Source organism: Rhodococcus sp. MEB064 (assembly GCF_000834565.1).
Taxonomy (GTDB): Bacteria; Actinomycetota; Actinomycetes; order Mycobacteriales; family Mycobacteriaceae; genus Rhodococcoides.
This window is the reverse complement of record NZ_JXQS01000028.1, coordinates 52,641-78,545: the sequence shown is the minus strand read 5'-3', so window position 1 is coordinate 78,545 and position 25,905 is coordinate 52,641. Positions and strand designations below refer to the sequence as shown.

At 67.6% G+C, this 25,905-nt stretch carries 22 protein-coding genes; 7 read left to right on the top strand and 15 right to left on the bottom strand.

Annotation, left to right across the window (positions count from 1 at the left end; genetic code table 11):
• The first annotated feature begins 321 nt into the window (after positions 1-321).
• Complete coding sequence (locus RU01_RS14295; protein WP_042575260.1) at positions 322-504, top strand: hypothetical protein; 183 nt, start codon at positions 322-324, stop codon at positions 502-504.
• Positions 501-1,910 carry an RNB domain-containing ribonuclease gene (locus tag RU01_RS14290; protein ID WP_042575230.1) on the top strand — a complete coding sequence of 470 codons (1,410 nt, stop codon included), beginning with the start codon at positions 501-503 and terminating at the stop codon, positions 1,908-1,910. The genes RU01_RS14295 and RU01_RS14290 overlap by 4 nt, the downstream gene beginning before the upstream one ends.
• Here RU01_RS14290 and RU01_RS14285 read toward each other — a convergent pair.
• From RU01_RS14285 to panB, 4 genes are all read right to left on the bottom strand, one after another.
• Entirely contained in the window at positions 1,899-3,434 is a 1,536-nt protein-coding gene (locus RU01_RS14285) for a CYTH and CHAD domain-containing protein (RefSeq protein ID WP_042575229.1), read from the bottom strand. The genes RU01_RS14290 and RU01_RS14285 overlap by 12 nt on opposite strands.
• 36 nt (positions 3,435-3,470) lie before the next feature.
• Complete coding sequence (gene pip / locus RU01_RS14280) at positions 3,471-4,382, bottom strand: prolyl aminopeptidase (RefSeq protein WP_082043128.1); 912 nt, start codon at positions 4,380-4,382, stop codon at positions 3,471-3,473.
• Positions 4,383-4,451: 69 nt separating this feature from the next.
• Positions 4,452-4,868 carry a hypothetical protein gene (locus RU01_RS14275; protein ID WP_042575228.1) on the bottom strand — a complete coding sequence of 139 codons (417 nt, stop codon included), beginning with the start codon at positions 4,866-4,868 and terminating at the stop codon, positions 4,452-4,454.
• A gap of 32 nt (positions 4,869-4,900) precedes the next feature.
• Positions 4,901-5,737, bottom strand: a complete 837-nt coding sequence (panB, locus tag RU01_RS14270; protein ID WP_042575227.1) for a 3-methyl-2-oxobutanoate hydroxymethyltransferase — start codon at positions 5,735-5,737, stop codon at positions 4,901-4,903.
• Positions 5,738-5,890: 153 nt separating this feature from the next.
• Here panB and RU01_RS14265 point away from each other — a divergent pair, with 153 nt between their 5' ends.
• The 3 genes from RU01_RS14265 (at position 5,891) to RU01_RS14255 (ending at position 12,021) form a co-directional block, all read left to right on the top strand.
• Positions 5,891-7,459: an alpha/beta hydrolase gene (locus RU01_RS14265; RefSeq protein WP_231568721.1), complete on the top strand. Its 1,569-nt coding sequence runs from the start codon at positions 5,891-5,893 to the stop codon at positions 7,457-7,459.
• 103 nt (positions 7,460-7,562) lie between these two features.
• Positions 7,563-8,903 (top strand): glutamine synthetase family protein, encoded by a 1,341-nt coding sequence (locus tag RU01_RS14260; protein ID WP_042575225.1) that lies wholly within the window; start codon positions 7,563-7,565, stop codon positions 8,901-8,903.
• 103 nt (positions 8,904-9,006) lie between these two features.
• Positions 9,007-12,021 (top strand): bifunctional [glutamine synthetase] adenylyltransferase/[glutamine synthetase]-adenylyl-L-tyrosine phosphorylase, encoded by a 3,015-nt coding sequence (locus RU01_RS14255; protein WP_042575224.1) that lies wholly within the window; start codon positions 9,007-9,009, stop codon positions 12,019-12,021.
• Between the two features lie 89 nt (positions 12,022-12,110).
• On the opposite strand, the gene RU01_RS14250 is transcribed toward RU01_RS14255, so the two are convergent.
• The 5 genes from RU01_RS14250 to glnA form a co-directional block, all read right to left on the bottom strand.
• Entirely contained in the window at positions 12,111-13,085 is a 975-nt protein-coding gene (locus RU01_RS14250) for a glycine betaine ABC transporter substrate-binding protein (protein ID WP_042575223.1), read from the bottom strand.
• Positions 13,085-13,897 (bottom strand): ABC transporter permease, encoded by an 813-nt coding sequence (locus RU01_RS14245; protein WP_082043123.1) that lies wholly within the window; start codon positions 13,895-13,897, stop codon positions 13,085-13,087. The genes RU01_RS14250 and RU01_RS14245 overlap by 1 nt, the downstream gene beginning before the upstream one ends.
• Positions 13,894-15,084, bottom strand: a complete 1,191-nt coding sequence (locus tag RU01_RS14240; protein ID WP_042575222.1) for an ABC transporter ATP-binding protein — start codon at positions 15,082-15,084, stop codon at positions 13,894-13,896. Before RU01_RS14240 ends, RU01_RS14245 begins: the two co-directional genes overlap by 4 nt.
• Positions 15,077-15,727 carry an ABC transporter permease gene (locus tag RU01_RS14235; protein ID WP_042575221.1) on the bottom strand — a complete coding sequence of 217 codons (651 nt, stop codon included), beginning with the start codon at positions 15,725-15,727 and terminating at the stop codon, positions 15,077-15,079. Before RU01_RS14235 ends, RU01_RS14240 begins: the two co-directional genes overlap by 8 nt.
• A gap of 241 nt (positions 15,728-15,968) precedes the next feature.
• Positions 15,969-17,405 carry a type I glutamate--ammonia ligase gene (gene glnA / locus RU01_RS14230; protein ID WP_042575220.1) on the bottom strand — a complete coding sequence of 479 codons (1,437 nt, stop codon included), beginning with the start codon at positions 17,403-17,405 and terminating at the stop codon, positions 15,969-15,971.
• A gap of 238 nt (positions 17,406-17,643) precedes the next feature.
• Here glnA and RU01_RS14225 point away from each other — a divergent pair, with 238 nt between their 5' ends.
• Complete coding sequence (locus tag RU01_RS14225; RefSeq protein WP_042575219.1) at positions 17,644-18,117, top strand: RDD family protein; 474 nt, start codon at positions 17,644-17,646, stop codon at positions 18,115-18,117.
• Here the strand turns inward: RU01_RS14225 and RU01_RS14220 are convergent.
• The 5 genes from RU01_RS14220 to sucB all read right to left on the bottom strand — a co-directional run bounded on the left by RU01_RS14220 (position 18,114) and on the right by sucB (position 23,674).
• Positions 18,114-18,869 carry a DUF4191 domain-containing protein gene (locus RU01_RS14220; protein ID WP_042575257.1) on the bottom strand — a complete coding sequence of 252 codons (756 nt, stop codon included), beginning with the start codon at positions 18,867-18,869 and terminating at the stop codon, positions 18,114-18,116. The genes RU01_RS14225 and RU01_RS14220 overlap by 4 nt on opposite strands.
• An 86-nt stretch (positions 18,870-18,955) precedes the next feature.
• Positions 18,956-20,002, bottom strand: coding sequence for a lipoyl synthase (lipA, locus tag RU01_RS14215; protein ID WP_197074782.1), 1,047 nt, complete (start codon positions 20,000-20,002; stop codon positions 18,956-18,958).
• 32 nt (positions 20,003-20,034) lie between these two features.
• Entirely contained in the window at positions 20,035-20,790 is a 756-nt protein-coding gene (gene lipB / locus RU01_RS14210) for a lipoyl(octanoyl) transferase LipB (protein ID WP_042575217.1), read from the bottom strand.
• A 24-nt stretch (positions 20,791-20,814) separates the two neighbouring features.
• Positions 20,815-21,702 (bottom strand): TIGR01777 family oxidoreductase, encoded by an 888-nt coding sequence (locus tag RU01_RS14205; protein ID WP_042575216.1) that lies wholly within the window; start codon positions 21,700-21,702, stop codon positions 20,815-20,817.
• A gap of 124 nt (positions 21,703-21,826) precedes the next feature.
• A complete protein-coding gene (gene sucB, locus RU01_RS14200; protein ID WP_042575215.1) occupies positions 21,827-23,674 on the bottom strand; it encodes a 2-oxoglutarate dehydrogenase, E2 component, dihydrolipoamide succinyltransferase in 1,848 nt (615 codons plus the stop codon).
• A 313-nt stretch (positions 23,675-23,987) separates the two neighbouring features.
• On the opposite strand from sucB, the gene RU01_RS14195 reads away from it, so the two are divergent.
• A complete protein-coding gene (locus tag RU01_RS14195; RefSeq protein WP_042575256.1) occupies positions 23,988-24,320 on the top strand; it encodes a hypothetical protein in 333 nt (110 codons plus the stop codon).
• 26 nt (positions 24,321-24,346) lie between these two features.
• Here RU01_RS14195 and RU01_RS14190 read toward each other — a convergent pair whose 3' ends face one another.
• The gene (locus tag RU01_RS14190) at positions 24,347-25,855 is read right to left on the bottom strand and encodes a leucyl aminopeptidase (RefSeq protein WP_042575214.1); all 1,509 of its coding nucleotides are present in this window, start codon (positions 25,853-25,855) and stop codon (positions 24,347-24,349) included.
• Between the last annotated feature and the right edge of the window lie 50 nt (positions 25,856-25,905).

Genomic DNA, 25,905 nt, shown 5'->3' with positions numbered 1-25,905 from the left:
GGCCCATGAACGACGAATGGCCTCTCCCGCGTGCGGGAAAGGCCATGACGTCGAGCGGGAGAATCAGATGGGGTTGATCACCAGAAGGGTGGCCCAGTAGTTCGCTGCGTCGGCTCCTACCAGGGGCAGGAGTTGATCGAACAGGATGGTCGACATGTCGTTCTCCAATCTGAGTGCATCTACAGGTGCACGTCCCCGTGCGTGTCGAGAGATATCGGAAATCATAGCGTTCGGATGGTCGCCGTCGGATATTCGGTCGGCGCGCCGAGTCGGAACGTGAAGTCTGTTCCTAGACGATCGATCTGGGGCACACTGTCGATCATGAGTGACGACGAGCAGTGGTACTTCCGCGTCAGTGACAAGGCAGTGGTGCAGGGCAAGGACGCCGGGGCGATGGACCGTATGGGTCCGTACCCGGATCGCGCGACCGCGGAACGCGCCCTCGAGATCGCGGCCGAGCGGAACAAGGCGGCGGACGACGCGGACGACTCCTGGTCTTCGTGAGTCCCTCCGTCTCCCGGAGGCTCCCGACCGTTCGTGCCGCAGGAGTCGACTTCTCGGGCGTCCGTGCAGAGTTCGACCTCCCGACCGACTATCCGTCCGACGCTGTGGCCGAGGCGGACTCTCGGCCGACTCGTCGAGACGCCACGGACCTCGAGTTCGTCACCATCGACCCGCCGGGGTCCATGGATCTCGACCAGGCGCTGGTCGTGGAACGGACCGCGTCGGGTTTCCGCCTGCTCTACGCCATCGCGGATGTCGCCGCCGTCGTGGTTCCGGGTAGCGCACTCGACGAGGAAGTGCGCCGGCGCGGCCAGACTCTGTATCTGCCCGACGACACGGTGCCGCTGCATCCTCGGTCGATGTCGGAGGACGCATCGTCGCTGCTCCCTGATCGTGTCCGGCCCGCCGCGCTGTGGACGATCGACACCGACGACAGTGGCGTCGCCACGTCGTGGGCCGTCGAGGCGGCCACCGTCCGTTCACGGCAACGCTTCACCTACGCCGAGGTCCAGCAGGCCGCCGACGACGGGACTCTGCACCCGTCGTTGACGGCGCTGCCGGATCTGGGGCGTGCCCGGCGCGCACTGGCGGTCTCGCGTGGAGCGATCGAACTGGCGCTACCGGAACAGGAAGTCGTGGCCGACGGCGACGGCTGGCGTGTGGACATCGCGCCGCGTGTCGACGCGGATGCGTGGAACGCCGAGATGTCGTTGCTGACGGGAATGTGCGCCGCGGCCATCATGATCGAGGCGCGGACGGGCATCCTGCGCACACTTCCGCCCCCCGCTCGGTCGGATATCGACGCGCTCCGAGCGGTCGTCCTGGCCCTCGGGCTGCCGTGGCCGGAGGGGTCGACCCCGGGGCAGGTCCTGGCATCGCTGGATCCGGCGGCTCCGTCCACCCTGGCGATCATGAGCGAAGCGACGACACTGCTCCGCGGCGCGGCCTACGTCGCGTTCGAGGGCGAGGTTCCGTCGCAGCCGAACCACTCGGGGATCGGTGGGCCGTACGCGCACGTGACGGCGCCGCTGCGCCGCCGCGTCGATCGCTACGGAACCGAGGTGTGCCTGTCGCATTGCGCAGGGGTGCCGGTTCCGGAGTGGGTGCGTGCCGAGTTCGCGGACCTGCCCGAGGCAATGAAGCGCAGCGACTCGGTGGCGTCCAAGGTGGACAGGGCGTGCATCGACCAGGTCGAGGCGCAGGTGTTGATCGGGCACGTCGGACAGTCGACCACCGCGGTGGTCCTGCGCGGGCGAACCGACAAGCGCCCCGCAGAGGTCTTCGTGCCCGAATACACGGTGATCGGTCCGTGCGACGGTGATCCGGCGGAGGGCACCACCGTCACGGTCGGCATCGGCCCCGTCGACGTGGCATCCCGGACCGTGAGGTTCGCGCTAGTTCGATAGAGCGGATGCGGTGCGCCGCAACTTCTTTAACGCGCGGGGGAGAGGTTCGAGCGCATCGCGGCCCGCGGCGGTCTCGTTCGCGTAGAGGACGCCGAAGGTGAACGTGTCCTCGCCGCGCTCCGCGGCGGACGCTGCCTCGAGCAGCAGGGTGTCGCGCGAGACGGCGCTGTCCTGGTGATCGCCCAGCACGGACTGCACCTTCTTGGCCGACGACGCCACTGCCGACGCTGTGCGATGGAAGCGGCCCGACGGGATCGCGGTGGACGCAGCCTCGGCGGCGTACCGGAGCTTCTTCGCCGCCTTGCGGATGTCGTGGACGGCCTCCTCGTGCTCGGCGCCGGTCAGCGACGATGCCCGTGCTTCCGCCTTCTCGACGGTGCGGAACTGCGCACGGAGAACCTTGCGGAACACCGAGGGGGCCTCGGCGTCGGACGGGCCGACGGTGGGTGCGGCGAGGAGTGCATCGAGGCCGTTCAACAGCGCGAAGTAGCGACGGCCGTCCAGCTCACGCACGATCTCCTCGTGGGCGAGCGCGTACAGCCGCTCCTGTGTGCCCACCAGGGACTCGACGATCGGCCCCCGCACAGGGCGGTCCTCGAGCGAGTCGAGCGCCGACCGGTACCGCGCCGCCAGCACTTCGGCATCGCGTGCGGTGCCCAGGATGTCGGCAAGCCAGGACAACTCGGACCGAAGTGTGTCCACGGCCTCGCGGTCGAGGAGTTTCCGGTACGACCGCAGCACGCTGCGCAGCCGGCGCGTGGCGACGCGCATGGCGTGAACGGCGTCGTCGGCGTTCTGCCGTACCCGAGGATCGGCGGCGAGGAGGGCGGAGATGTCGTCGGACAACGCTGCCAGCACCGCCGCACCCGCGGTGCCGTCCCGGGCGGGGACCGCGTCCGTGTCGGTGAGCCGGGGGCCGAGTGCGCGAGCGAGCTTCGAGGTCGACGAGGCAGGGTGCGCGCCGTGGGAGAGGAGGTGCTTGCTCACCTTCCGCAGAATCTTGCGATCCCCGTCGAGAAGCTCCACCTCCCACTCGCGCCAGGTGACCGTGACATCGTCGAGAAGGTTGTGGGCGGTGACGGTGTCGTCGCACAGCTCGGCGGCGTTGTCGTGGTGCTTCGTGGACAGGATCGTCACGATCCGGCGTGTCTCGATGGTGGCCACCGGAACGAGCGCCTTCCCGCGCACGTGCGCACTCACCCGCTCGGCCACCTCGGACGGAACACGAGAGTTGTTGCCGCCGGCGGACAACGGGCTCCGCAGTTCGAGGCGCTCGTCCGTGGACACCGGCATCTTCACGTGCCACCCCGCGTCCGAGCTCCCCGTGCGCCGGCGGACCGTGATGCGTCGACGGGCGAGATCGAGGTCGGCGGTATCGAAGTACGTCGACGAAGGATGGGTCGGGTCCGGAGCGGACGACGCGACGATCGACGCACTGCCCGTGAGTTCCGGAACCGGCGTGTCCGTTCCGACGTCGAACTTGGCCTCGATCTCGGTGTGTGCACCGGCGTCACCTGAACTCATGGTGACATCTTTACCACCGAGAGATGAACGGTCGGCTCAGCGCAGCGAGTCGGTCGCTTCGACGAGGTGGTGCACGATCCCCGGTTCGGACGCCGAATGCCCCGCATCGTCGACGATGTGCAGCGTGGACGACGGCCATGCCCGGTGCAGATCCCAGGCGCTCGTGGCCGGACACACCACGTCGTATCGGCCCTGGACGATCACCCCCGGGATGTGGGAGATCAGAGTCATGTCGCGGAGCACCTGGTTCTCGTCGAGAAATCCGTGGTGAACGAAGTAGTGATTCTCGATGCGCGAGAACGCGAGTGCGAACCGAGCCTCCGAGGTCTCCTGCACGCGTTCGGGTTTGGGCAACAGTGTGCTGGTGGCGCCCTCCCACGTGGACCACGCGACGGCCGCGTCGAGGGCGACGTCGGGGTCGCTCGAGTGCAGCAGCCGGTGATAGACCTCGACCGGATCGGCGTCGCGTTCCGCGACGGGAATCGGCGCGAGGAACTTCTCCCACAGCTCGGGGAAAAGGTGCCCGGCTCCGCCTCGGTAGTACCAGTCGATCTCCTTCTCCCGCAGGAGGAAGATGCCGCGCAGCACCAGCGCCGTCACGCGCGCCGGGTGTGCCTGGGCGTACGCGAGCGACAGTGTGGAGCCCCACGATCCGCCGAAGACGACCCACGTGTCGATGCCGAGGTGTTCGCGAAGAGCTTCCATGTCGGCGATGGAGTGGCCGGTGGTGTTGACGGAGAGATCCGCGCCGTCGGCCACGTGGGGCGTGGACTTTCCGCAGCCACGCTGGTCGAACAGCACGATCCGGTACGAGGCCGGGTCGAAGTACCGTCGCTGATCGGCGTTGGTTCCGCCGCCGGGGCCGCCGTGCACGAACACGACGGGCCTGCCGTCCGGGTTGCCGCTGACTTCCCAGTGGAGGCTCTGCCCGTCACCGACGTCGAGCATGCCGGTGTCGTGGGCGTCGAGTGCCGGATACAGGGTGCGCAGGGTGTCCGGTGCCGGGAGGTGCACGGTCTACAGCCCGACGAGTCCGGACGCCATGTCCGGGATATCGAGGATGTCGATGACCTGTGTGCGCACATCGGAGCAGGAGTCCGTGGTCGCTGTGTCGACGATCGCGCGATTCTGGACGACGGCAGCGTTCAACCCGTAGCGCGCCGCCCACGTCTGGACCAGGATGTTCAGTCCACCGCGGCCGACGGTCGGGCCCTGGACACGCCAGTTGGACAGCTGCGCCTCGAGATCGGTGCACAGTGACTGCGCCTGATCGTCGGACACCGTCGGCGCCGAGGGGGCTGCCGACGATGCCGTCGTCTCCGCAGAGGGGGTCGTCGTCGTGGTCGTGGTGGTGCCGCCGCTGCAGGCCGCCAGGGTCAGGCCGGCTGCTGCCAGGGCACACGCAGCGGTGAGTGGAGTTCGCATCGTTGCCATGGCCAAGAGTGTGCCAGCTGCCCGGACCGGCGTCAGAAGCTGTGTTCCTGCGCGGGGAAGGTGCCGGACCGCACCTCGGCCGCGTAGGCGGACGCTGCCGACCGGAGCTGATCGCCGATGTCGCCGAACCGCTTGACGAACTTCGCGGTGCGGCCGCTGGTCATTCCCGCCATGTCCTGCCAGACGAGCACCTGGGCGTCGCACTCCGGCCCGGCGCCGATTCCGACGGTGGGGATGGACAGCTTGCGGGTGACCTGACCGGCGAGGTCGGCGGGCACCATCTCCATGACGACGGCGAAGGCGCCGGCTTCCTGGACTGCGATGGCGTCGGCGACGAGCTGCTCGGACGCGTCGCCGCGGCCCTGCACGCGGAAGCCGCCGAGGCCGTTGACGCTCTGCGGGGTGAAGCCGATGTGTGCCATGACCGGGATGCCGGCGGCGGTGATCGCGGCGATCTGCGGGGCGACGCGCTCGCCACCTTCGAGCTTGACCGCGTTGGCCTGGCCCTCGCGCATGAAGCGGATCGCGGTCTCGACGGCCTGCTGGGGCGAGACCTCGTAGGTGCCGAAGGGGAGGTCGGCGACGACCAGCGCGTTCGGCGCGCCGCGGACCACACCGCGTACGAGGGGAATGAGCTCGTCGATGCCGACATGGACCGTGGTGTCGTAGCCGTACACGACGTTGGCCGCGGAGTCGCCGACCAGCAGGACCGGAATTCCGGCCTCCTCGAAGATGCGCGCGCTCGAGTAGTCGTACGCCGTGAGCATCGCCCAGCGATCACCCGAGGCCTTCATGGCCTGGAGGTGGTGGGTACGGGTCTTACGACCGGTGGGCGCAGCACCGTAGAGAGTGGTTTCCGCAGCAGACATTGGTGTCCCTTTCGTCCTCGAGGCCCGCCGTGCGGGTCCCCGGGTTGAGGTGATGACGTATACGAGTCTGCCACCGACCGGGGCGAACGGTGTGCGTGGTCTTGGTCACAGTTCACGGGAGGCCGTGTCCGGTGGTCGTGCCACCATCGAGTGGTGACCCGTCGCCTCGTTCTGACCCTGTCGATCCTCGCCCTGGTGTCGGCTGCCTGCGGCGCCGATGTGGACGGCGTCCCCACGGCGCCGAGCGGGTCGTCGGCGCCGACGACTCAGGACCGCGACGGGCAGCCGCGAACCCTCGATGAATTCCGGGCGCAGCGGATCGAGTGGGGTTCCTGCGACGGGTTCTCCACCGACGGCTCCGAGCTCGATTCCTCTCTCGAGTGCGGCCGCGTCACGGTGCCCCTCGACTACGACGACCCCGCGGGTCCCACCGCGTCGTTGGCGCTGTCCCGGTCGGCGGCGACGGGGGAGCGGATCGGCTCCTTGCTGGTGAACCCGGGCGGCCCCGGGGCGTCGGGCTTGTCGACGGCCGGCGTGGCGCAGGGCACCGACGTGGCGTCGTCCTTCGACGTCGTCGGGTTCGACCCCCGCGGTATCGGGGCGTCCACCCCGGCCGTGCGGTGCGACACGCCTGCGGAGTTCGACGCCGAGCGCGCGGACCTCGATGTGGACACCTCGCCCGCCGGTATCGCCGAGACCGAACGCGAGAACCAGGACTACGCGACCCGGTGCGCCGACCGTAACGACCCGGAGTTGTTGGCGCACATGACGTCCGCCGACGTGGCTCGGGACATGGACGTCATCCGCGCCGCCCTCGGCGACGCGCAGTTGACGTATCTCGGGTTCTCGTACGGCACCCGACTCGGGTACACCTACGCCGAGTTGTTCCCGCAGAATGTCAGAGCGATGGTGCTCGACGGCGCTCTCGATCCGGCGGCGAACGCCGCCGACGAGGTGGTGGCCCAGGGCGCCGGTTTCCAGTCGGTGTTCGACGCGTTCGCCGCCGACTGCGCGCGGCGGTCGGACTGTCCGCTGGGTACCGATCCGGCCGGTGCGGTGCGGGCGTTCCGTGCCCTCGTCGATCCCGTCGTGACGTCTCCGGTGGGCACCGAACTCACCGGGAGCGACGGCGAGAGACAGCTGGGCTACGAGGATGCGATCACCGGCGTGCAGCAGGCGCTCTACAGCACCGAGCTGTGGGGTCCCCTGCGCCGCGGGCTCACACAACTCGCCGCCGGGCGCGGCGACATCCTGCTCTCGCTCGCGGACCTCTACAACGGCCGACTCAGTGACGGCACGTACAGCAACACCAACGACGCGTTCACGGCGGTGCGATGCGTCGACGACCCCCGTGTGACCGACCGTGCGGAGGAGGGCTCGCTGGACGCACGCTTCCGGGCTGCCGCGCCGTTCCTCGACGACGGCCGAGGCAACGGCACGGCCGCACTCGAGCCCTGCGCATTCTGGCCCGTTCCGTCGCAGGCGGATCCGGGCCCGGTGTCGGTACCGGGACTGGTCCCGACGGTCGTCGTCTCGACGACGGACGATCCCGCCACCCCGTACGAGGCCGGTGTCGCACTGGCGGCACAACTGAAGTCCTCGCTGATCACCTACGAGGGAAATCAGCACACGGCGTCCTTCGCCGGAGTGCCCTGCGTGGACGATGCCGTCAGTCGGTACCTCGTCGACCTGACACCTCCACCTGCAGGTCTTCGGTGTTGACGGCGGACCTCACAGTCGACGCCCGGTGACTGTGAGGTCGAAGGAGTGCGACCGATTTCACGATGTAACACGGATTTAATGCAACGTGCCTAGCCTGACGGTCATGGATCGCCAAAAGGAATTCGTGCTTCGCACTCTCGAGGAGCGCGACATCCGATTCGTCCGTCTGTGGTTCACGGACGTCCTCGGCTACCTCAAGTCCGTGGCCATCGCGCCGGCGGAACTCGAGGGTGCGTTCGAAGAAGGTATCGGCTTCGACGGATCGGCGATCGAAGGGTTCTCGCGCGTCTCCGAGGCCGACACCGTGGCGAAGCCGGATCCGACCACGTTCCAGATCCTGCCGTGGACCACCAGCAAGGGTGAGCAGCACTCGGCGCGCATGTTCTGCGACATCGCGATGCCCGACGGGTCGCCGTCCTGGGCCGACTCGCGCCACGTGCTGCGTCGTCAGCTCTCCAAGGCCGGTGATCTGGGCTTCAGCTGCTACGTCCACCCCGAGATCGAATTCTTCCTGTGCAGTGAGCTTCCGGAGGACGGACGCCCGCCGACGCCCGCCGACAACGGTGGCTACTTCGACCAGGCCGTGCACGACGCCGCCCCCAACTTCCGACGCCACGCCATCGACGCACTCGAGTCGATGGGCATCTCCGTCGAGTTCAGCCACCACGAGGCGGCGCCCGGCCAGCAGGAGATCGACCTGCGGTACGCCGACGCCCTGTCCATGGCCGACAACGTCATGACCTTCCGCTACGTCGTGAAGGAGGTCGCGATCGACGAGGGCGTCCGCGCGACGTTCATGCCGAAGCCGTTCAGCGACCAGGCCGGCTCGGCCATGCACACGCACATGTCGCTGTTCGAGGGCGAGACCAACGCCTTCCACAACCCCGACGACCCGATGCAGCTCTCCGACACCGGTAAAGCCTTCATCGCCGGCATCCTCGAGCACGCCAACGAGATCAGCGCCGTCACCAACCAGTGGGTCAACTCGTACAAGCGACTCATCCACGGCGGCGAAGCACCCACGGCGGCCTCGTGGGGACCGTCCAACCGTTCCGCACTGATCCGTGTGCCGATGTACACGCCCAACAAGGCGTCGTCACGCCGTGTGGAGATCCGCTCTCCCGACTCCGCCTGCAACCCGTATCTCACGTTCGCGGTCCTGCTCGCCGCCGGCCTGCGCGGCATCGAGAAGGGCTACACATTGCCGCCCGAGGCGGAGGAGGACGTGTGGTCGCTGACGCCTGCCGAGCGTCGCGCGATGGGCTACAAGGAGCTTCCCACCAGTCTCAACGAGGCCCTCGCCGCGATGGAGGGGTCGGAGCTGGTGGCCGAAGCTCTGGGCGAGCACGTCTTCGACTACTTCCTGCGCAACAAGCGTCGTGAGTGGGAGTCGTACCGCTCCCATGTGACTCCGTTCGAACTCAAGGCGTACCTGGGTCTGTAGTCGCACCGGCCCGTGCGTGCACGGGCCGGGCTTACACGGACTGTGGTCGCAATGTCTTCGCCCTGTAACGTCGACACGTCATGACTATGTCGGAAAGCACCGCGTGATCCCGCCCAGCGCTCGGCCCACGGTTCCGAGTCCCGGCCGACTCGGTCTGGTAGAGAAATCGGCCCCGGCCAACCTGTCCCGTCTTGGATGGACCGACGAGGACAGCACGGAACTCCTCTGGTCCCTCTCGCGTGCGCCCGACGCCGACCTCGCCTTGAAGACCCTCGCTCGCCTGGCCGACGAGCAGGGTGAGACGTGGTCCAGCCTCGACGCGCGTCTGCGCACCGACCGCAGTCTGCGGGGTCGACTCTTCGCTCTCGCGGGGTCCTCCAGCGCGCTCGGCGACCACCTGGTGTCGGAGCCGGACAAGTGGCAGATCCTCACCACCTACACCGACTCGCTTCCCACGTTCGACGACCTCCGTACCGCGTTGCTCGACAGCGTGGGCGCGACGCCGGAGACGGGGGAGTGTGCCGCACCGGATCTGTACCGCGCGGAGCTCACCGGACCCAAGGCCATCATCGCGCTGCGCACCGCGTACCGCGATCAGCTGATGCTCCTCGCCGCCGCCGATCTGGCCGCCACCGTGGAGAACGAACCGGTGGTGCCCTACGAGGTGGTCGGCCGGCACCTCTCCGACCTGGCCGACGCCGCACTCACCGCGGCACTGTCCGTGGCCGTCACCGTCACGTTCCCCGACGCGCCGTGCTCGGTGCGCCTCGCGGTCATCGCGATGGGCAAATGCGGTGCGCAGGAACTGAACTACGTCAGCGACGTCGACGTGGTCTTCGTCGCCGAACCCGCCAACTCGCTCGCCACCCGCATGGCGGGGGAGATGATGCGCATCGGGTCCTCCGCGTTCTTCGAGGTCGATGCCGCCCTGCGTCCCGAGGGCAAGCAGGGCGAACTGGTCCGCACCCTCGACTCGCACCTGGCGTACTACCAGCGGTGGGCCAAGACGTGGGAGTTCCAGGCGCTGCTCAAGGCCCGTGCGATGACGGGCGACGCCGATCTCGGCGCGTCCTACGTCGACGCCGTCACCCCGATGGTGTGGGTCGCCAGCGAGCGCGAGAGCTTCGTTCCCGAGGTGCAGGCGATGCGTCGCCGCGTCGAGGAGATGGTTCCCGCCGAACTCCGCGAGCGTGAGATCAAACTGGGCCGCGGCAGCCTGCGCGACGTCGAGTTCGCCGTTCAGCTCCTGCAATTGGTGCACGGTCGCACCGACGAGTCGCTGCACGTCCGCGGAACGGTGGCCGCTCTGTCTGCGCTGGCCGCCGGGGGATATGTGGGCCGTGACGACGCGGCCAACCTCACCGCGTCGTACGAGTTCCTGCGTTTGATCGAGCACCGGTTGCAGTTGCAGAAACTGCAGCGGACCCACCTGTTGCCGCCCGACGACGACGACGAGGCCCTGCGATGGCTCGCTCGCGCCGCGCACATGCGGTCCGACGGCAACAACGATGCCACCGGCGTTCTACGCGCGGAGATCCGGCGCAACGCCCAACGCATCCGACGATTGCACGCGCGGCTGTTCTACCGCCCGCTGCTCGAATCCGTCGCGCGTCTGGACAGCGATTCGCTCCGCCTCAGCTCCGACGCCGCTATGCGTCAGCTCTCCGCACTGGGCTACTCGGCGCCGCAGAATGCTCTCGGGCACCTCGGAGCCCTCGTCGGTATGGGTGCGCGCAAGGGCCGGATCCAGTCGTTGCTGTTGCCGACGCTGCTCGAATGGTTGGGCGACACACCGGATCCCGACGCCGGTCTGCTGGCGTACCGACGTCTGTCGGAGGAAGTCGCCGAGCAGTCGTGGTTCCTGCGCCTGGTCCGCGACGAGGGACCCGTCGCCCAGCGGCTCATGCAGGTTCTCGGATCGTCGGAGTACCTGCGCGGCGTGCTGATGAACGCTCCCGAGGTGATCCGTCTGTTCGCCGACGGGTCCCACGGCCCCAAGCTCCTCGACGTCGATCCGGCCGAGACGTACGGCGCGATCCTCAAATCGTCGGCGCGGTACGAAGATCCGGTGCGCGCGGTCGGGGCGGCTCGGTCACTGCGTCGCTACGAACTCGCGCGGGTCGCCTCGGCGGACATCCTCGGTCTGCTCGACGTGCCCGAGGTCTGTCGTGCGCTGTCGTCCGTGTGGGCGGCCGTCATCAACGCAGCCTTGGACGCGGCCGTTCGTGCGTCCGTCGTGGAGCGCGGCGGGCCGGCACCGGCGACGATCGCCGTCATCGGCATGGGTCGTCTCGGCGGTGGAGAGCTGGGATACGGCTCCGACGCCGACGTGCTGTTCGTCTGCGATCCGGTCGAGGGCGCCGAGGACAGCGACGCGGTCAAGTGGGCCAACACGATCGCCGATCGCGTCCGCAAACTGCTCGGATCACCCAGCCAGGACCCGCCGCTCGAGGTGGACACCGGTCTGCGGCCCGAGGGACGCAACGGGCCCGTCGTCCGCACACTGTCGGCCTACGACGCCTACTACTCGCAGTGGGCGCAGCCGTGGGAGGTGCAGGCGCTCCTGCGTGCGCACCAGGTGGCCGGCGACCAGGAATTGGGCGTCCGCTTCCTCCTCATGGCCGACGCCATCCGCTATCCCGCGGGCGGTGTGTCCGAGGAAGCCGTCCGTGAGATCCGACGCATCAAGGCGCGTGTCGACGCCGAACGACTCCCCAAGGGCGCCGATCCCAAGACTCACACCAAGCTCGGTCGCGGAGGCCTCGCCGACGTCGAATGGACGGTGCAGCTGCTGCAGCTGCGGCACGCGCATCGCATCCCGGCGTTGCACAACACGTCGACGCTGGAATGCCTCGACGCCATCGGTGCCGCCGAGCTCATGAGTCCCGGCGACGTGGACTTGCTGCGGCAGGCATGGCTCACCGCGACCAAGGCGCGCAATGCTCTGGTTCTGGTGCGCGGCAAGCCCACCGATCAGCTTCCCGCTCCGGGCAAGGTGCTCGCCGCGGTCGCCCAGGTGGCCGGATGGCCCAGCGGAGATGCGGGGGAGTTCCTCGACAACTACCTGCGCGTGACCCGTCGGGCCAAGGCCGTGGTCGAGCGGGCGTTCGGGTCCTGACTCGTCCTGGTTCTGCACAGAGAACGACCCCGCACGGCCGGATGTGCCGTACGGGGTCGTTCTCTGTGCAGAACGGGTAGTGCAGGCGACTAGTCGGCGCCGGCGGTGACGAAGCCTTGCTGCACCATCCAGTCGCGGGCGACCTCGGCGGGCTCGCGACCGTCGACGTCGACCTGCTTGTTCAGTTCCGTGATGGCATCGATCGTCAGGGCTGCGGACACGGGTGCGGTGATCTCGGCGATCTCCGGGTAGCGGTCGGCGATCTCCTGACGGAGATTGACCGTCGCGTTGTACCGAGGGAAGAACAGCTTGTCGTCCTCGACGACCACCAGGTCGAGACCCTTGATGCGACCGTCCGTGGTGAACACCTCGCCGAACTTGCACTGCGAACCGTCGGCCGTGGCCTGGTAGATGATGCCCGTCTGCAGAATCTGACGGTTCACGGCGTTCGCGTCGAAGCCGTAGGCGGCCGCCATGCCGGGGAAGCCGTCCTGGCGTGAGTTGAACTCCGTCTCGACACAGACTGCCGCCGCTGCCGGATCACGCTGCACCAGTGCCGCGTAGTCGGACAGCGTCTTCACGCCGGTCTCCTCCGCCGTCTGCTGGTTCATCGCGAGTGCGTACGTGTTGTCCATCGGCGCCGGGTTGACCCAGACGATGCCGTTCTCCTTGTCCGCATCGCGCACTGCCTCGTACTGCTCGGTCGCGTCGGGAATGGGAGTCTCGTTGCCGAGGTAGTTGATCCAGCCGGTGCCGGTGTACTCGTAGGCGACATCGACCTGGCCGCTGATCATGGCCTGACGGGTGCTGTTGGACCCCGAGATGTTGGTGAGGTCGCGAACATCGGCCCCGGCGGCTTCGAGCGCGAACTCGAGGATGTAGCCGAGGATGATCTGCTCCGTGAAGTCCTTGGACCCGACGGTCAGTTCGACGCCCTCGAGCCCGGGCTGTTCGGTGATGCTCCCGGGTTCCACGGCAAGCGGCACGGCGCTTCCCGACTGCAGTCCGCAGCTGGTCAGCGCGAGTGTCGACACCGCGCAGAGCGCGATCAGGGTACGGCGCATCAGCGCAGTCCTTTCGGTCCGAGGAAGGCCTCGGCGAGAGCACCCAGCCAGTCCACGAGAAGTGCCAGCGCGACGGCGAGCACGGCGCCGACGACCAGGATGAGCGGCTGATTGAGCTTGTATCCGGTGTCGATGAGGACACCGAGGCCGCCGGCTCCCACCAGGAAACTCAGCGTCGCCGTGCCCACAGCCAGGACGAGCGAGGTGCGCAATCCGGCGAGGATGTAGGGAACAGCGAGGGGGAATTCGATGCGCCACAGGATGCCCCAACTCGACATGCCCTGTCCGCGAGCGGCATCGATGTAGCTCGCCTCCACCTCCTGGAACCCGAGCATCGTGTTCCGCAGCACGGGGAGCAGTGAGTAGAACGCGATGGGCAGGACGCCGATCCAGAAGCCGGTGGTGCCGGTTGCGAGGAACAACAGCACCAGCAGGCCGACGGCGGGTGCGGCCTGGCCGATGTTCGCGATGCCGATGAACACCGGCGCCAGACGCCGATACCCGTTGCGGGTGAGCAGGATTCCCAGGGGCACGGCGATGAGAACGACCAGAGCCGTCACGACGAACGTGATCAGGACGTGTTCGAGTACACGCTGGGTGATCGTGGAAACGTTGACCGTGGCGGCCTGTGTGGCGGTCAGATCGCGGGTGAGTGCGTACCCCAGCACGATGATCACGAGCAGGAGAACCAGTGCGGGCTGGACGAACAGACGGATCCGTTCTGCCCGCCGTGCTGCCCTCGCCGCGGACTTCGCATCGCCCTCGGCATCGGCGGGATCGTCGACGACGGACGCCTCGACCGACGCCGTCACGATGACGCGCCCGACGTCGCCGGTACGTCGTCGTGGTCGTGCGCGTGCTGTGACCGGATGGTCTTGATCGTGTCGATCAGCGCCTCGATGGTGATGGTTCCGACGTATTCACCCTTGCTGCCGGTGACCGTCGCGGTCGCATTGCCCTCGGCGAGAAGCGCTTCGAGCGCGTCCTGCAGCGTCGACTGAGTCGAGACCAACTCACCCATGGGCACGCCGACATCGCGAAGGCTGCCGACGCCGGTGAGGTGGCGACGGTCGGTCCACCGGATGGGGCGCTTGCGAGCGTCGAGAATGAGACCCCATGCCTCCGGGTCGTTCCCGAGCGCCCGGTTCATCGTCTCGACCGGCTCATCCTCGCCGAAGGCAGGAACGTCGCTCAGTTCGATGTCACGGACACGCATCAGCGTCAACTGCTTGAGAGCGGCACCGGCGCCGACGAAGCCGGCGACGGTCTCGTCGGCCGGGTTGGCCAACACTGCTTCCGGGGTGTCGTACTGCAGGATGCGGGACTGGTTGCCCAGGACGGCGATACGGTCACCGAGCTTGACCGCCTCGTCGAAGTCGTGGGTGACGAAGACGATGGTCTTGCCCAGCTCGGACTGCAGACGCATCAATTCGTCCTGCAGCAGACCGCGGGTGATCGGGTCGACGGCGCCGAAAGGCTCGTCCATCAACAGGACCGGGGGATCGGCCGCCAGAGCGCGAGCGACACCGACACGTTGCTGCTGGCCGCCGGAGAGCTGGCGCGGGTATCGGTCCCGATACTGGCCGGGGTCGAGTCCGACCAGATCGAGCATCTCGTCGGTGCGGTCGGAGATCTTCTTCTTGTTCCAGCCGATGAGGCCGGGAACCATGCCGACGTTCTGCGCGATCGTCATGTGCGGGAAGAGACCGGCCTGCTGGATCGAGTAGCCGATGGTGCGACGCAACTCGTTCGGGTCGATCGACAGAGCGTCCTTGCCGCCGATCGTGATGCGTCCCGACGTGGGCTCGATGAGGCGGTTGATCATCCGCATCGTCGTCGTCTTGCCGCAGCCCGACGGGCCGACCAGCACGACGACCTCGCCGGCCGGAATGGTCAGCGACACATGGTCGACGGCCGCGGACTTCTGGTTGGGATAGGACTTGGTCACGTCCTCGAGGACGATCTCTGCTCCGGTGGTGGTGCGAGTCGTGTCAGTCACGGATACCCCTCGAGGTGGTCAGTTTGCCGATCAGGACGAAGATCCCGTCGAGGATCAACGCCAGGATGACGATCAGAACGGTGCCGGTGAGGGCCTGGGGAACTGCGGTAGGACTGCCGACGCGGGCCAGTCCGGAGAACAGAAGGTTGCCGAGGCCAGGGCCTTTGGCGTACGCCGCGATGGCGAGAATGCCCATCGCCATCTGCGTGCTGACGCGCATGCCGGTGAGGATCGACGGCCACGCGAGGGGAATCTCGATGCGCCGCAACACGGTGGCTCGGCTCATGCCGATACCTCGTGCGGCGTCGCTGACCGCCGGGTTCACCGCGTCGAGTCCGACCACCGTGTTCCGGATGATCGGCAGCAGCGAGTAGAGCACCAGCGCGGTGACGGTGGGCTTGACGCCGAGGCCGAGAATGGGAATCAGCAGTCCCAACAGTGCGAAGGACGGGATGGTGAGCACCGTGCTCGCGAGAGCGGTGGCGACGGCGGAGCCGGCGGGACTGCGGTAGACGAGAATTCCGATGGCCACACCCAGGATCGTCGCGATGACGACGCACTGGACGACGGCGGAGACGTGGAGATAGGAATCGATCGCGAGCTGCCTTCGGCGGCCGACGATGAAGTCCCACAGAGCATCCATCAGGTGCAGATCCTTCGTTCGGCAACAGGAAAGACGCGACTGTGGTGGTGCCACGACGTCCGGCGGCCGGGTGGATCGTCACCCGGAACACAGCGGACACTCGTGTCTACCCCGAAAGTGCGGAGTTCAATCCAGGTTTCGTACTTTTCGTTCTGCGTTCGTGTTCGACGACCCGCCCACGAACGACTCGAGCCCGCCCCGGACATGGTCCGGAGCGGGCTCGAATGCGCTGGAGCGAGACTCAGCAGTCGTAGTACAGCTGGAACTCGTACGGGTGCGGACGCAGGTTCACGGGCGCGATCTCGTTCTCACGCTTGAGCGAGATCCAGGTCTCGATCAGGTCGGTGGTGAAGACGCCACCGGCGGTGAGGTACTCGTGGTCGGCCTCGAGGCGGTCGATCACGGCAGGCAGCGAGGTAGGTGCCTGCGGGATGTTCTTCGCTTCCTCCGGCGGGAGCTCGTAGAGGTCCTTGTCGACGGGAGCGAGCGGCTCGATCTTGTTCTTGATGCCGTCCAGGCCGGCCATCATCTGCGCGGCGAACGACAGGTACGGGTTACCGGACGCGTCGGGTGCGCGGAACTCGAGGCGCTTGGCCTTCGGGTTGTTGCCCGTGGTGGGGATACGGACGGCGGCGGAACGGTTACGGCCCGAGTACACCAGGTTGATGGGCGCCTCGTAGCCCGGCACCAGGCGGTGGTACGAGTTGATGGTCGGGTTCGTGAACGCCAGCAGCGACGGCGCGTGGTGCAGGATGCCGCCGATGTAGTGACGTGCGAGGTCCGACAGACCCGCGTAGCCCTTCTCGTCGTAGAAGAGCGGCTTGCCGTCCTTCCACAGCGACTGGTGCACGTGCATGCCCGAGCCGTTGTCACCGAAGAGCGGCTTCGGCATGAAGGTGGCGGACTTGCCGTGCTGCCAGCAGGTGTTCTTGACGATGTACTTGAACAGCTGCAGGTCGTCGGCCGCGCGCAGCATGGTGTTGAACTTGTAGTTGATCTCCTGCTGGCCGCCGGTGCCGACCTCGTGGTGTCCACGCTCGAGCTCGAAGCCCGCGTTCTGCAGGTTGGTGGAGATGGCGTCGCGGATGTCGACGTAGTGGTCGTACGGCGCGACGGGGAAGTAGCCACCCTTGGGGCGGACCTTGTAGCCGAGGTTCGGCGAGCCGTCGGCCTCGGTCTCGGCGCCGGTGTTCCAGGCGCCGGAGCTCGAGTCGAGCTCGTAGAACGCGCCGTTCATCTGCGAGTCGTAGCGGACCGAGTCGAAGATGTAGAACTCGGCCTCGGGGCCGAAGAACGCGGTGTCGGCGATGCCGGTGCTGGCCAAGTACTCCTCGGCCTTGCGGGCGACGTTGCGGGGATCGCGGCTGTAGGACTCACGCGTGTACGGATCGTGGACGAAAAAGTCCATGTTCAGCGTCTTGGCGTGGCGGAACGGGTCGACCTGAGCGGTGCCGTAGTCGGGCAGCAGCATCATGTCCGACTCGTGGATCGACTGGAAGCCGCGCACGGACGAACCGTCGAATGCCAGACCGTCTTCGAGGGTGTCCTTGGTGAACGCCTTCGCCGCGATCGAGAAGTGCTGCTGGATACCCGGGAGATCGGTGAAGCGGATGTCGACGTACTCGATGTTCTCGTCCGCGATGTACTTGATGACCTCTTCGGCCGTGGTGAAATCCACGCTTGAACTCCTTCTTGTCGTGTGCTGGTCCGCGACTTCTCTGGGAACGACGGTCGAGTGCGGCAGCGGCGCCCCGCCGACGGTAGGGAAGCGGTGTTGCCTCACCGTCGCGTTCGTGTTTCGTCGGTGTTACGCGTCCCGTCGTCGCAGCTGGTGACCGGTGGAGAATCCCCTCGTCACGGGACGCCACCTATCCTGGAGGAATGGGTACAGACTTTCACGCGTATGGAGATCCTTCATGGCACGGATGACCGGATCCTGGCTCTCGGGCCCCACGGCCGCGCTGCCGGACGGTGACCACGACAAGCAGGCCTACCAGGGTGAATACCTCGGACTCCCGAAGGCGGGGCCCGGTTCGCTGGCGCCGACCCCGCGCCGGGTCGCGGCGTTGGCCATCGACTGGTTGATGTCGATGGGCGTGTCCGCCCTGTTCCTCGGCGGCGGCCTCGAAGGCGGTTACCTGTCGACGGTGACCCTGGGCGTCTGGTTCCTGCTCGGCCTGGTGTCGGTGAGCCTGTTCTCGTTCACGCCCGGCCAGTTGTGCATGGGACTTCAGGTCGCGCGTATCGACGCACCCGGGCGCGTCGGCTTCGTCCGCGCCCTGGTGCGTCAGGTGCTGATCGCCGTGGTGGTTCCGGCCGTGGTCACCGACATCGACAGTCGTGGCATGCACGACCGCGCGACCGGAACGGCCCTGCTCCGCTCGCGCTAGCGACGCTTGATGGTGCGCTGCATGCCCTTCATCTTCGCTCCACCGGGGATGGGTCCCTTGGGCAGCGCGGGTCCGCCGCGTGTTCCGAGAGCGGCCAACCGCGACTCGATGGTCTCCATGCGCTTGCTGTCGATGTTCTTCGGGAGCTTGTTGAGGAACTTCTGCAGCTGGGACAGCGGCACCTGGCCCTCGTCGTTGCCGACGACGATGTCGTAGATCGGAGTGTCGCCGACGAGGCGCGCGGTCTTCTTCTTCTCCTGTGCGAGAAGGGATTTGACTCGCTGAGGCGCACCCTCGGCGACCAGGATGACGCCGGGGCGGCCGATGACGCGGTGCACGGCGTCGAGCTGCGTCGTGCCGGCGATGGCGGTCTTCACTCGCCAACCGCCCTGCAAGTTGTCCAGCGCCCAGGCGGCCGCGCCGGCCTGGCCCTCGGCCTTGCCGTACACCGACTTCTGCACGCGACGACCGAAGATCACAAAGGCGATCAGAACGCCGATCAGCAGACCGAAGGGCAGCAGCAACCACTCGATGCCGAAGATCAGGCCGATGAGGAAGAACAGCACGGTCATTCCCACGACGGAGCCGATCATCAGCGGCAGGAGGAGCTTGTCCTCCTTGCGCTGCATCTGGAACGCCTGCCACAGCTGAGCGCGCCGCTCCTTGGACGCCTGCTTCCGTGCCGCTTTCGCAGCGGCCTTCGCCTCCTTGGAAGCGGCACCGCCCTTACCTGTTCCCTTGCCGTTCGCCATGCCACCCAGGATAGGCCCAGACGCGACACGGCCCGCCATCTGGTGGACCGTGGTCGGTCGTGATGGCGGGCCGTGCGGCGATCAGGTCAGCGAGGAGCGAGGCGAGCCATCAACGAGCTGGCTTCCTGCGATGCCTCTCCGCCGTGCTCGAGGTGCGACATGTTCTCGGAGATCTCGCGGCCGTGGTGCGCCATCGCCTGCGCGTACAGGCGGCCGGCGCGGTACGACGAGCGAACCAGGGGGCCCGCGAGGACACCGGCGTAGCCCATGGCCTCGGCTGCCTTGGAGTGCTCGACGAACTCCTCCGGCTTGGCCCACCGGTCCACCGGATGGTGCCGGGGAGACGGGCGCAGGTACTGGGTGATGGTGAGGATGTCGCAGCCGGCGTCGTGCAGATCCTGCATCGCCTGCGTGACCTCGTCGTACGTCTCGCCCATACCGAGGATGAGGTTCGACTTGGTGACCAGCCCGGCGTCGCGCGCCGCGGTGATGACGTCGAGGCTCCGCTGGTACCGGAACGCCGGGCGGATGCGCTTGAAGATGCGCGGGACCGTCTCGACGTTGTGCGCGAGCACCTCGGGACGCGAGGAGAAGACCTCGGCGAGCTGGTCGGGGTCGGCGTTGAAGTCGGGGATCAGCAGCTCGACGCCCGTGTTGGGGTTGAGGCGCTTGATCTCACGGACCGTCTCGGCGTAGAGCCAGGCTCCGCCGTCCTCCAGGTCGTCGCGAGCGACGCCGGTGATCGTGGAGTAGCGCAGGCCCATGGCCTGCACCGACTCGGCGACACGACGCGGCTCGTCGCGATCCAGATCGTCCGGCTTACCGGTGTCGATCTGGCAGAAGTCGCAGCGGCGCGTGCACTGCTCCCCGCCGATGAGGAACGTGGCTTCGCGGTCTTCCCAGCATTCGTAGATGTTGGGACAGCCGGCCTCTTCGCAGACCGTGTGGAGTCCCTCGCGTTTGACCAGGCTCTTGAGTTCTGTGTACTCGGGGCCCATCTTCGCGCGGGTCTTGATCCATGACGGTTTGCGTTCGATCGGGGTCTCCGCGTTTCGGATCTCGAGGCGGAGAAGTTTGCGCCCGTTCGGAGCGTGAGCAGGTGTGTTCTCGGGTGCGACGGTCACCGCACCGATGCTACTCCCGAGACGACGGCCACTCGCGGGTGCTAGGGGCCGAGCGTCACGGTCGTGAACGTGGGCCGAGACGCCGACGGCGCGGGCACTCGGTCGACGTCGTGCACCGTGAGGGGCATCCGCCCGTCGAGTGCGTCGACGACGGCGCGCGTGACGGCCGGAACGACCTCGTCGACGGTCACGTCCCGGTCCAGTTCGTCGGACAGCGTCGTCACGCCGGCGTCGGCGATACCGCACGGCACGATGGTTCCGAAGCCTGCGAGCGAGGCGTTGCAGTTCAGGGAGAACCCGTGCAGCGCGACTCCGCGCTGGACGCGGACACCGATCGCGGCGACCTTGCGTTCGGGCTGCCATCGACCTCGGACATCCCCGGCGGCGAGCCACACGCCGGAGCGCCCGTCGATACGGCCGACCGTCAGACCCATGTCGGTGCAGACCGCGATGAGGGCCTGCTCGATCAACCGCACGTACCGGACCACGTCGACGGGCTCCGCGAGACGGACGATCGGGTAACCCACCAGCTGGCCGGGGCCGTGCCAGGTGATCTTGCCCCCGCGATCGACGTCGATGACCGGCGTGCCGTCGGTGGGTCGGTCCTCCGGTGACGTGCGCCGACCGGCCGTGAAGACGGCCGGGTGTTCGAGCAGCAACAACTCGTCGTCTCCGACGCCCTCGGCGCGTCGAGCTGCCACGGCTCGCTGCATCTCCAGCGCCTCGAGGTAGTCGACGGTGCCGAGGCGCCGGACCTGCAGGGAATCGGTCGACAACCGTGCTGAGCGGGTGTTCATGAGCCCGAGATTACGCCGCCCCGACTAGCCGACGGTATCGGCGAGGGCTTCACCGATCGTCTTGTGCTCGAACTCGAAACCGTTCTTCTCGAGCACCGCGGGGATAGCTCGCGGATTGCTCAGGATCGCCTCGTTCGCGAACTCGCCGATGATCGCGGAGATGGCGAAGCCCGGCACCATCCACGGCGCCGGTCGATGAACCGCACGGCCCATCGCACTGTTGAACTGGGCGTTGGTCACCGGCGCCGGACCCTGCAGGTTCACCGGTCCGCTGATGTCGGTGTTCTCGATGGTGAAGACGATGGCGCGCACCTCGTCCGTCAACGAGATCCACGGGAAGTACTGGCGACCACTACCGAGGCGTCCGCCGAGGCCGAAGGTGTAGAGCGGACGAAGCTTGCCCATCATGCCGCCGTGCCGGGACAGCACCGCCGCGCTGCGCAACAGGACCACGCGCACGCCGTGATCGGAGGCGTACGAGGTGGCGTCCTCCCAGTCGCGACAGACCTCGGCGAGGAAGCCTTCGCCCACCGGTGCGGTCTCATCGACCACCGTGTCGCCGGTGTCGCCGTAGAAGTTGATGCCGCTGGCATTGATCAGCGCCGGCACACCGGCGTCGACGACGGCGCGGGCCAGCAACTCGGTGGGCGCGATCCGGCTGTCCCGGACGGCCTGCTTGTACGCGCCGCTCCAGCGCTTGTCGCCGATACCGACGCCGCACAGATTGACCACCGCGTCGGCGCCGTCGAGGGCGGTCGATTCCAGTTTCCCGTTCGCCGGGTCCCACCCGATCTCGTCGGGTCCTGCGGGGGTGCGCCGCACGAGGCGGAAGACGTCGTGGCCTGCGCTGCGGAGCGCGGCGACGAGCGACGTGCCGATGAGTCCTGACGAACCTGCGATGACGACGCGCACGATCTATGAGCCTCCTTCGACGGCGACGGGGGCACCTCACGCACTGTCCGTGCGCGAAGTGCCCCCGCCGTGACGACAGTTCCGATGCGAACCGTCGGGGACTTCCGAGATTACCGAAGAACCGTCAGAGGCCGAGATCAGCCTCGAACGCGCCCTCCTCCAAGCGGTGCTTGATGGTGGTGAGGAAGCGTCCGGCATCCGCACCGTCGACCAGGCGGTGGTCGTACGTCAGCGGCAGGTACGCCATGGAGCGCACACCGATCGACTCGCTGCCCGAGGCGTCGGTGACGACGACGGGGCGCTTGACGATCGCGCCGGTACCGAGCATGGCTGCCTGCGGCGGAACCAGGATCGGGGTGTCGAACAACGCGCCCTGGCTGCCGATGTTGGTGATGGTGAATGTTCCACCCGACAGCTCGTCCGGCTTGAGGCCGTTCGACCGTGCACGCGAGGCGATGTCGGCGATCGCACGCGCGATACCGGCCAGCGACAGGTCACCGGCGTTGTGGATGACGGGGGAGAGAAGGCCCTGCTCCGTGTCCACCGCGATGCCCAGGTGCTCGGCGTCGTAGTAGGTGATCTCCTTCTTCGCCTCGTCGATGCTCGCGTTCACGTTGGGGTGGACCTTGAGCGCTTCGACGACGGCCTTCGCGAAGAACGGCAGGAACGTCAGGTTGACGCCCTCGCGCTCCTTGAAGGTGGCCTTGGCCCGGGTGCGCAGAGCCGCGACCTTGGTCATGTCGACCTCGAACACCTGCGTGAGCTGCGCGGACGACTGCAGCGACTCGCGGGTCTTCTTGGCCGTGATCTGACGGATGCGGTTGATCTTCTGCGTCGATCCGCGCAGGTGCGCCAGTTCCGGACGCACACCCGCGGTGGACGGGGTGGACGATGCGGCGGCCGGCGCGGCAGCGGGAGCGGACTCCTGCTTCGCCGGGGCCTTCTTCGCCTCGGCTGCGGCGAGGACATCCTGCTTGCGGATGCGTCCACCGACGCCCGTGCCCTTGACGGAGTTCAGATCGACGTCGTTCTCCGTGGCGAGCTTGCGCACCAGGGGAGTGACGTACGGGCTGGAACCGCTCGCGTTCGAGTCACCGGCAGGCGCCTCGGACTCGGACTTCGAGGAATTCTCGGACTTCGATTCCGACTTCGGCTCGGGCGTGTAGACCTCACCGGCGGGCTCGGGATCGGCCTGCTTTGCGGGCTCGTCCGCAGGCTTCGCTTCTGCCTTGGGTTCCGGCTTCTTCTCCGGCTCGGGCTTCTTCTCGGGCTCGGGAGCGGGAGCCGATTCCTTCTTCGCGGGCGCGCCGGAACCGATGACGGCGAGCTGTCCACCGACCTCGACCGTGTCGTCCTCTTCGGCGCTGATCTCGAGCAGGGTGCCGGCGACGGGAGACGGGATCTCGGTGTCGACCTTGTCGGTGGAGACCTCGAGGAGCGGCTCGTCCACGGCGACCTCGTCGCCGACGGCCTTGAGCCAGCGGGTGACGGTGCCCTCGGTGACGGACTCGCCCAGCTCGGGCATCGTGACGGACGTGCCCTCGGCGGAGCCGGAGCTCTCATCGGACGAGTCGTCGGAGCCGGATGCGGGCTCTTCCGCTTCGCTCTCGCCTTCGACGGATGCCTGCTCGGCTGCGTCGGACGGGCCTGCGTCGGCCTCGTCGTCGCTGCCTGCATCGTCGCTGTCGTCGGCGGCGGTGTCGCTTCCCGAGTCGTCGCTACCGGAGTCGTCGCCGGCATCGCCGATGATGCCCAGCTCGCCGCCGATCTCGACGGTGTCGTCTTCCTGGGCGGTGATCTTGGTCAGGACACCCGCAGCCGGTGACGGGATCTCCGTATCCACCTTGTCGGTGGAGACTTCGAGCAAGGGTTCGTCGACTTCGACCGTGTCCCCCTCCTGTTTCAGCCACCGTGTGACAGTTCCCTCGGTGACGCTTTCACCGAGAGCTGGCATCTGGACGGAGAAGGTCATCTCTGTTGACTCCTCGACATTGTTGTGCGGGTGTAGCGGCTCGTGGTCGCTAGCGGGCGTGGTCTAGCCGGAGGCGATGCGTGCACCATTGTGGCCGCGTCACTGCGATTGCGAGGCGAGTTGTGCCTCTCATGAGTGGCGCACACCGTGAGATGGTTCACGCGATGCTCCGAACATCCTGTCACTTCGGCGCGAGGTTCGCGCCCGCCGGGGTCGGCGTGCCGTCGGGATGTCGGGGTGGATCGGATTGAGTGCTTTGTGTTCGCGGACCGACCGTGCATCGCGTAGGTCTCGACGACAGATGGAGGAGAACGTGGGACTGTTCGACAGGTTCAGGAGATCGCGCCGCTCGGGAGGCGCTGCGTCACCGACCGACCGTTCGCATCTCGCGGACTGGGCGTCGAGTCGAATCGGCGTCGAGGCGTATGTCGAGCCGCAGACGACGGTCACTCCGGTGACGGTGGTGCTGGTGGCGAACGACGGGGAATGGACACGTCGGGCGGTCGGTGGGGACAAGGGCGCACGCAAACTCGGCGAGGACCTGAAGATCCCGGTCTACGACGTGCGTAAGACGGGCTACCCGCAGCGCATGCGCGATCACGACGCCCGCCAGAAGATCATCCGCAAACGCGAGCAGGGGCTCTGACACCCCTGCTCGCGTAGGTCGGGCTGTCAGCCGTTCTCGGCGATGTCCTCGAGTACGGAGATCATGGTCCGGACCGGGACACCGGTGCCGCCCTTGGTCGTGTAGCCGTGTGGACCGGCCGTGTTGAACGCGGGACCCGCCACGTCGATGTGCGCCCACTGCACACCCTCGGCGACGAACTCCTTCAGATACAGCCCGGCAGCGAGCATCCCGCCCCATCGGTGGTTGGTGACGTTGGCCAGGTCCGCGACCCGTGAATCGAGGTCGGGTCGCAGTTCGGCGGGAAGCGGCATCGGCCACCCGTTCTCCCCGATCCGCTGAGAGATCGTGGCGACTCGGTCACGGAACGCCTCGGTGCCCATGACGCCGGGAGTCCGATTACCCAGAGCGACCATCTGCGCGCCGGTGAGCGTGGCGGTGTCGATCAGGTAGTCCGGCTCGTCCTCGCAGGCGCGGACGATGGCGTCGGCAAGGATGAGTCGACCCTCGGCGTCGGTGTTGATGACCTCGACCGTGGTGCCGCCGTACTGGGTCAGGACGTCTCCCGGCCGCTGCGCCGTCGAGGACGGCATGTTCTCCGCCATCGGCACCGTCGCGGTGACGTTGATGGGCAGTTCCAACGTCGCGGCGAGGACGACCGTCGCGACGACCGCTGCCGCACCCGCCATGTCGGAGGTCATGTTCTCCATGCCGGCCGCCGGCTTGATCGAGATGCCGCCGGTGTCGAAGGTGACTCCCTTGCCGACCAGGGCGACGGACGGAGACTTCTTCTTGCCGCCGAGGTAGGTCATCCGGACCAGGCGGGGAGGACGCGACGACCCCTTGCCGACGCCGATGATGCCGCCGTAACCGCCGCGCTCGAGTGCCCTCTCGTCCAGCACCTGGACGGTCAGTCCGGCGTCGGTCCCCAGGACGCGGGCGCGCTCGGCGAACTCGGCGGGGTAGAGGTGGCTGGGCGGAGTGTTCACCAGATCGCGGGCGGTAGCGACCGCCACCGCGATGGCAGTGGACCGCGCGAGCTCGGCCTTGAGCGCCTTGTCCCGGGGCGATCCGACGAGCAGGTCGACGCGCGAGATCGGCGTCGCGTCGTCGGTCGGCGCGGACTTCTGCTTGAACTCGCTGAACTGGTAGGCGCCGAGGAAGAGCCCTTCGGCGACGGCGCCGAGTCCGGCGGGGGACAGTGTCGTCGCCACGTGGCCGACACCGGTCAGCGCGCGTGCCGCGGAACCGGCAGCTCGTCGCACCGTGTCGTCGGTCCGGTCGGCGGCGGATCCGAGACCCACGGCGAGAACGCTGGTGGCGGACAGTGACGCGGGGGAGGGCACCCGGGTGATCTGGTCGGCCTTGCCGGTGGCTCCCAGCGCCGTGACGGCGGTCAGGACCTCCGCGGCGGCGTCGCCGAGGAAGTCGTCGCCGACGATCCGCGGGCCGCCGTCGGTCTTCTCCAGCCCGATGATCACGACCTCGACGGACTTGTCGATGGTTCCCGCGAGGACGAGTTCCGGTCCGAGTGTGCGCTGCAGCTGACTGCTCACGTGTGAAGGCTCCTGATGTCGTTGTGGTTGTCGTGCGAATCGAGCGCTCC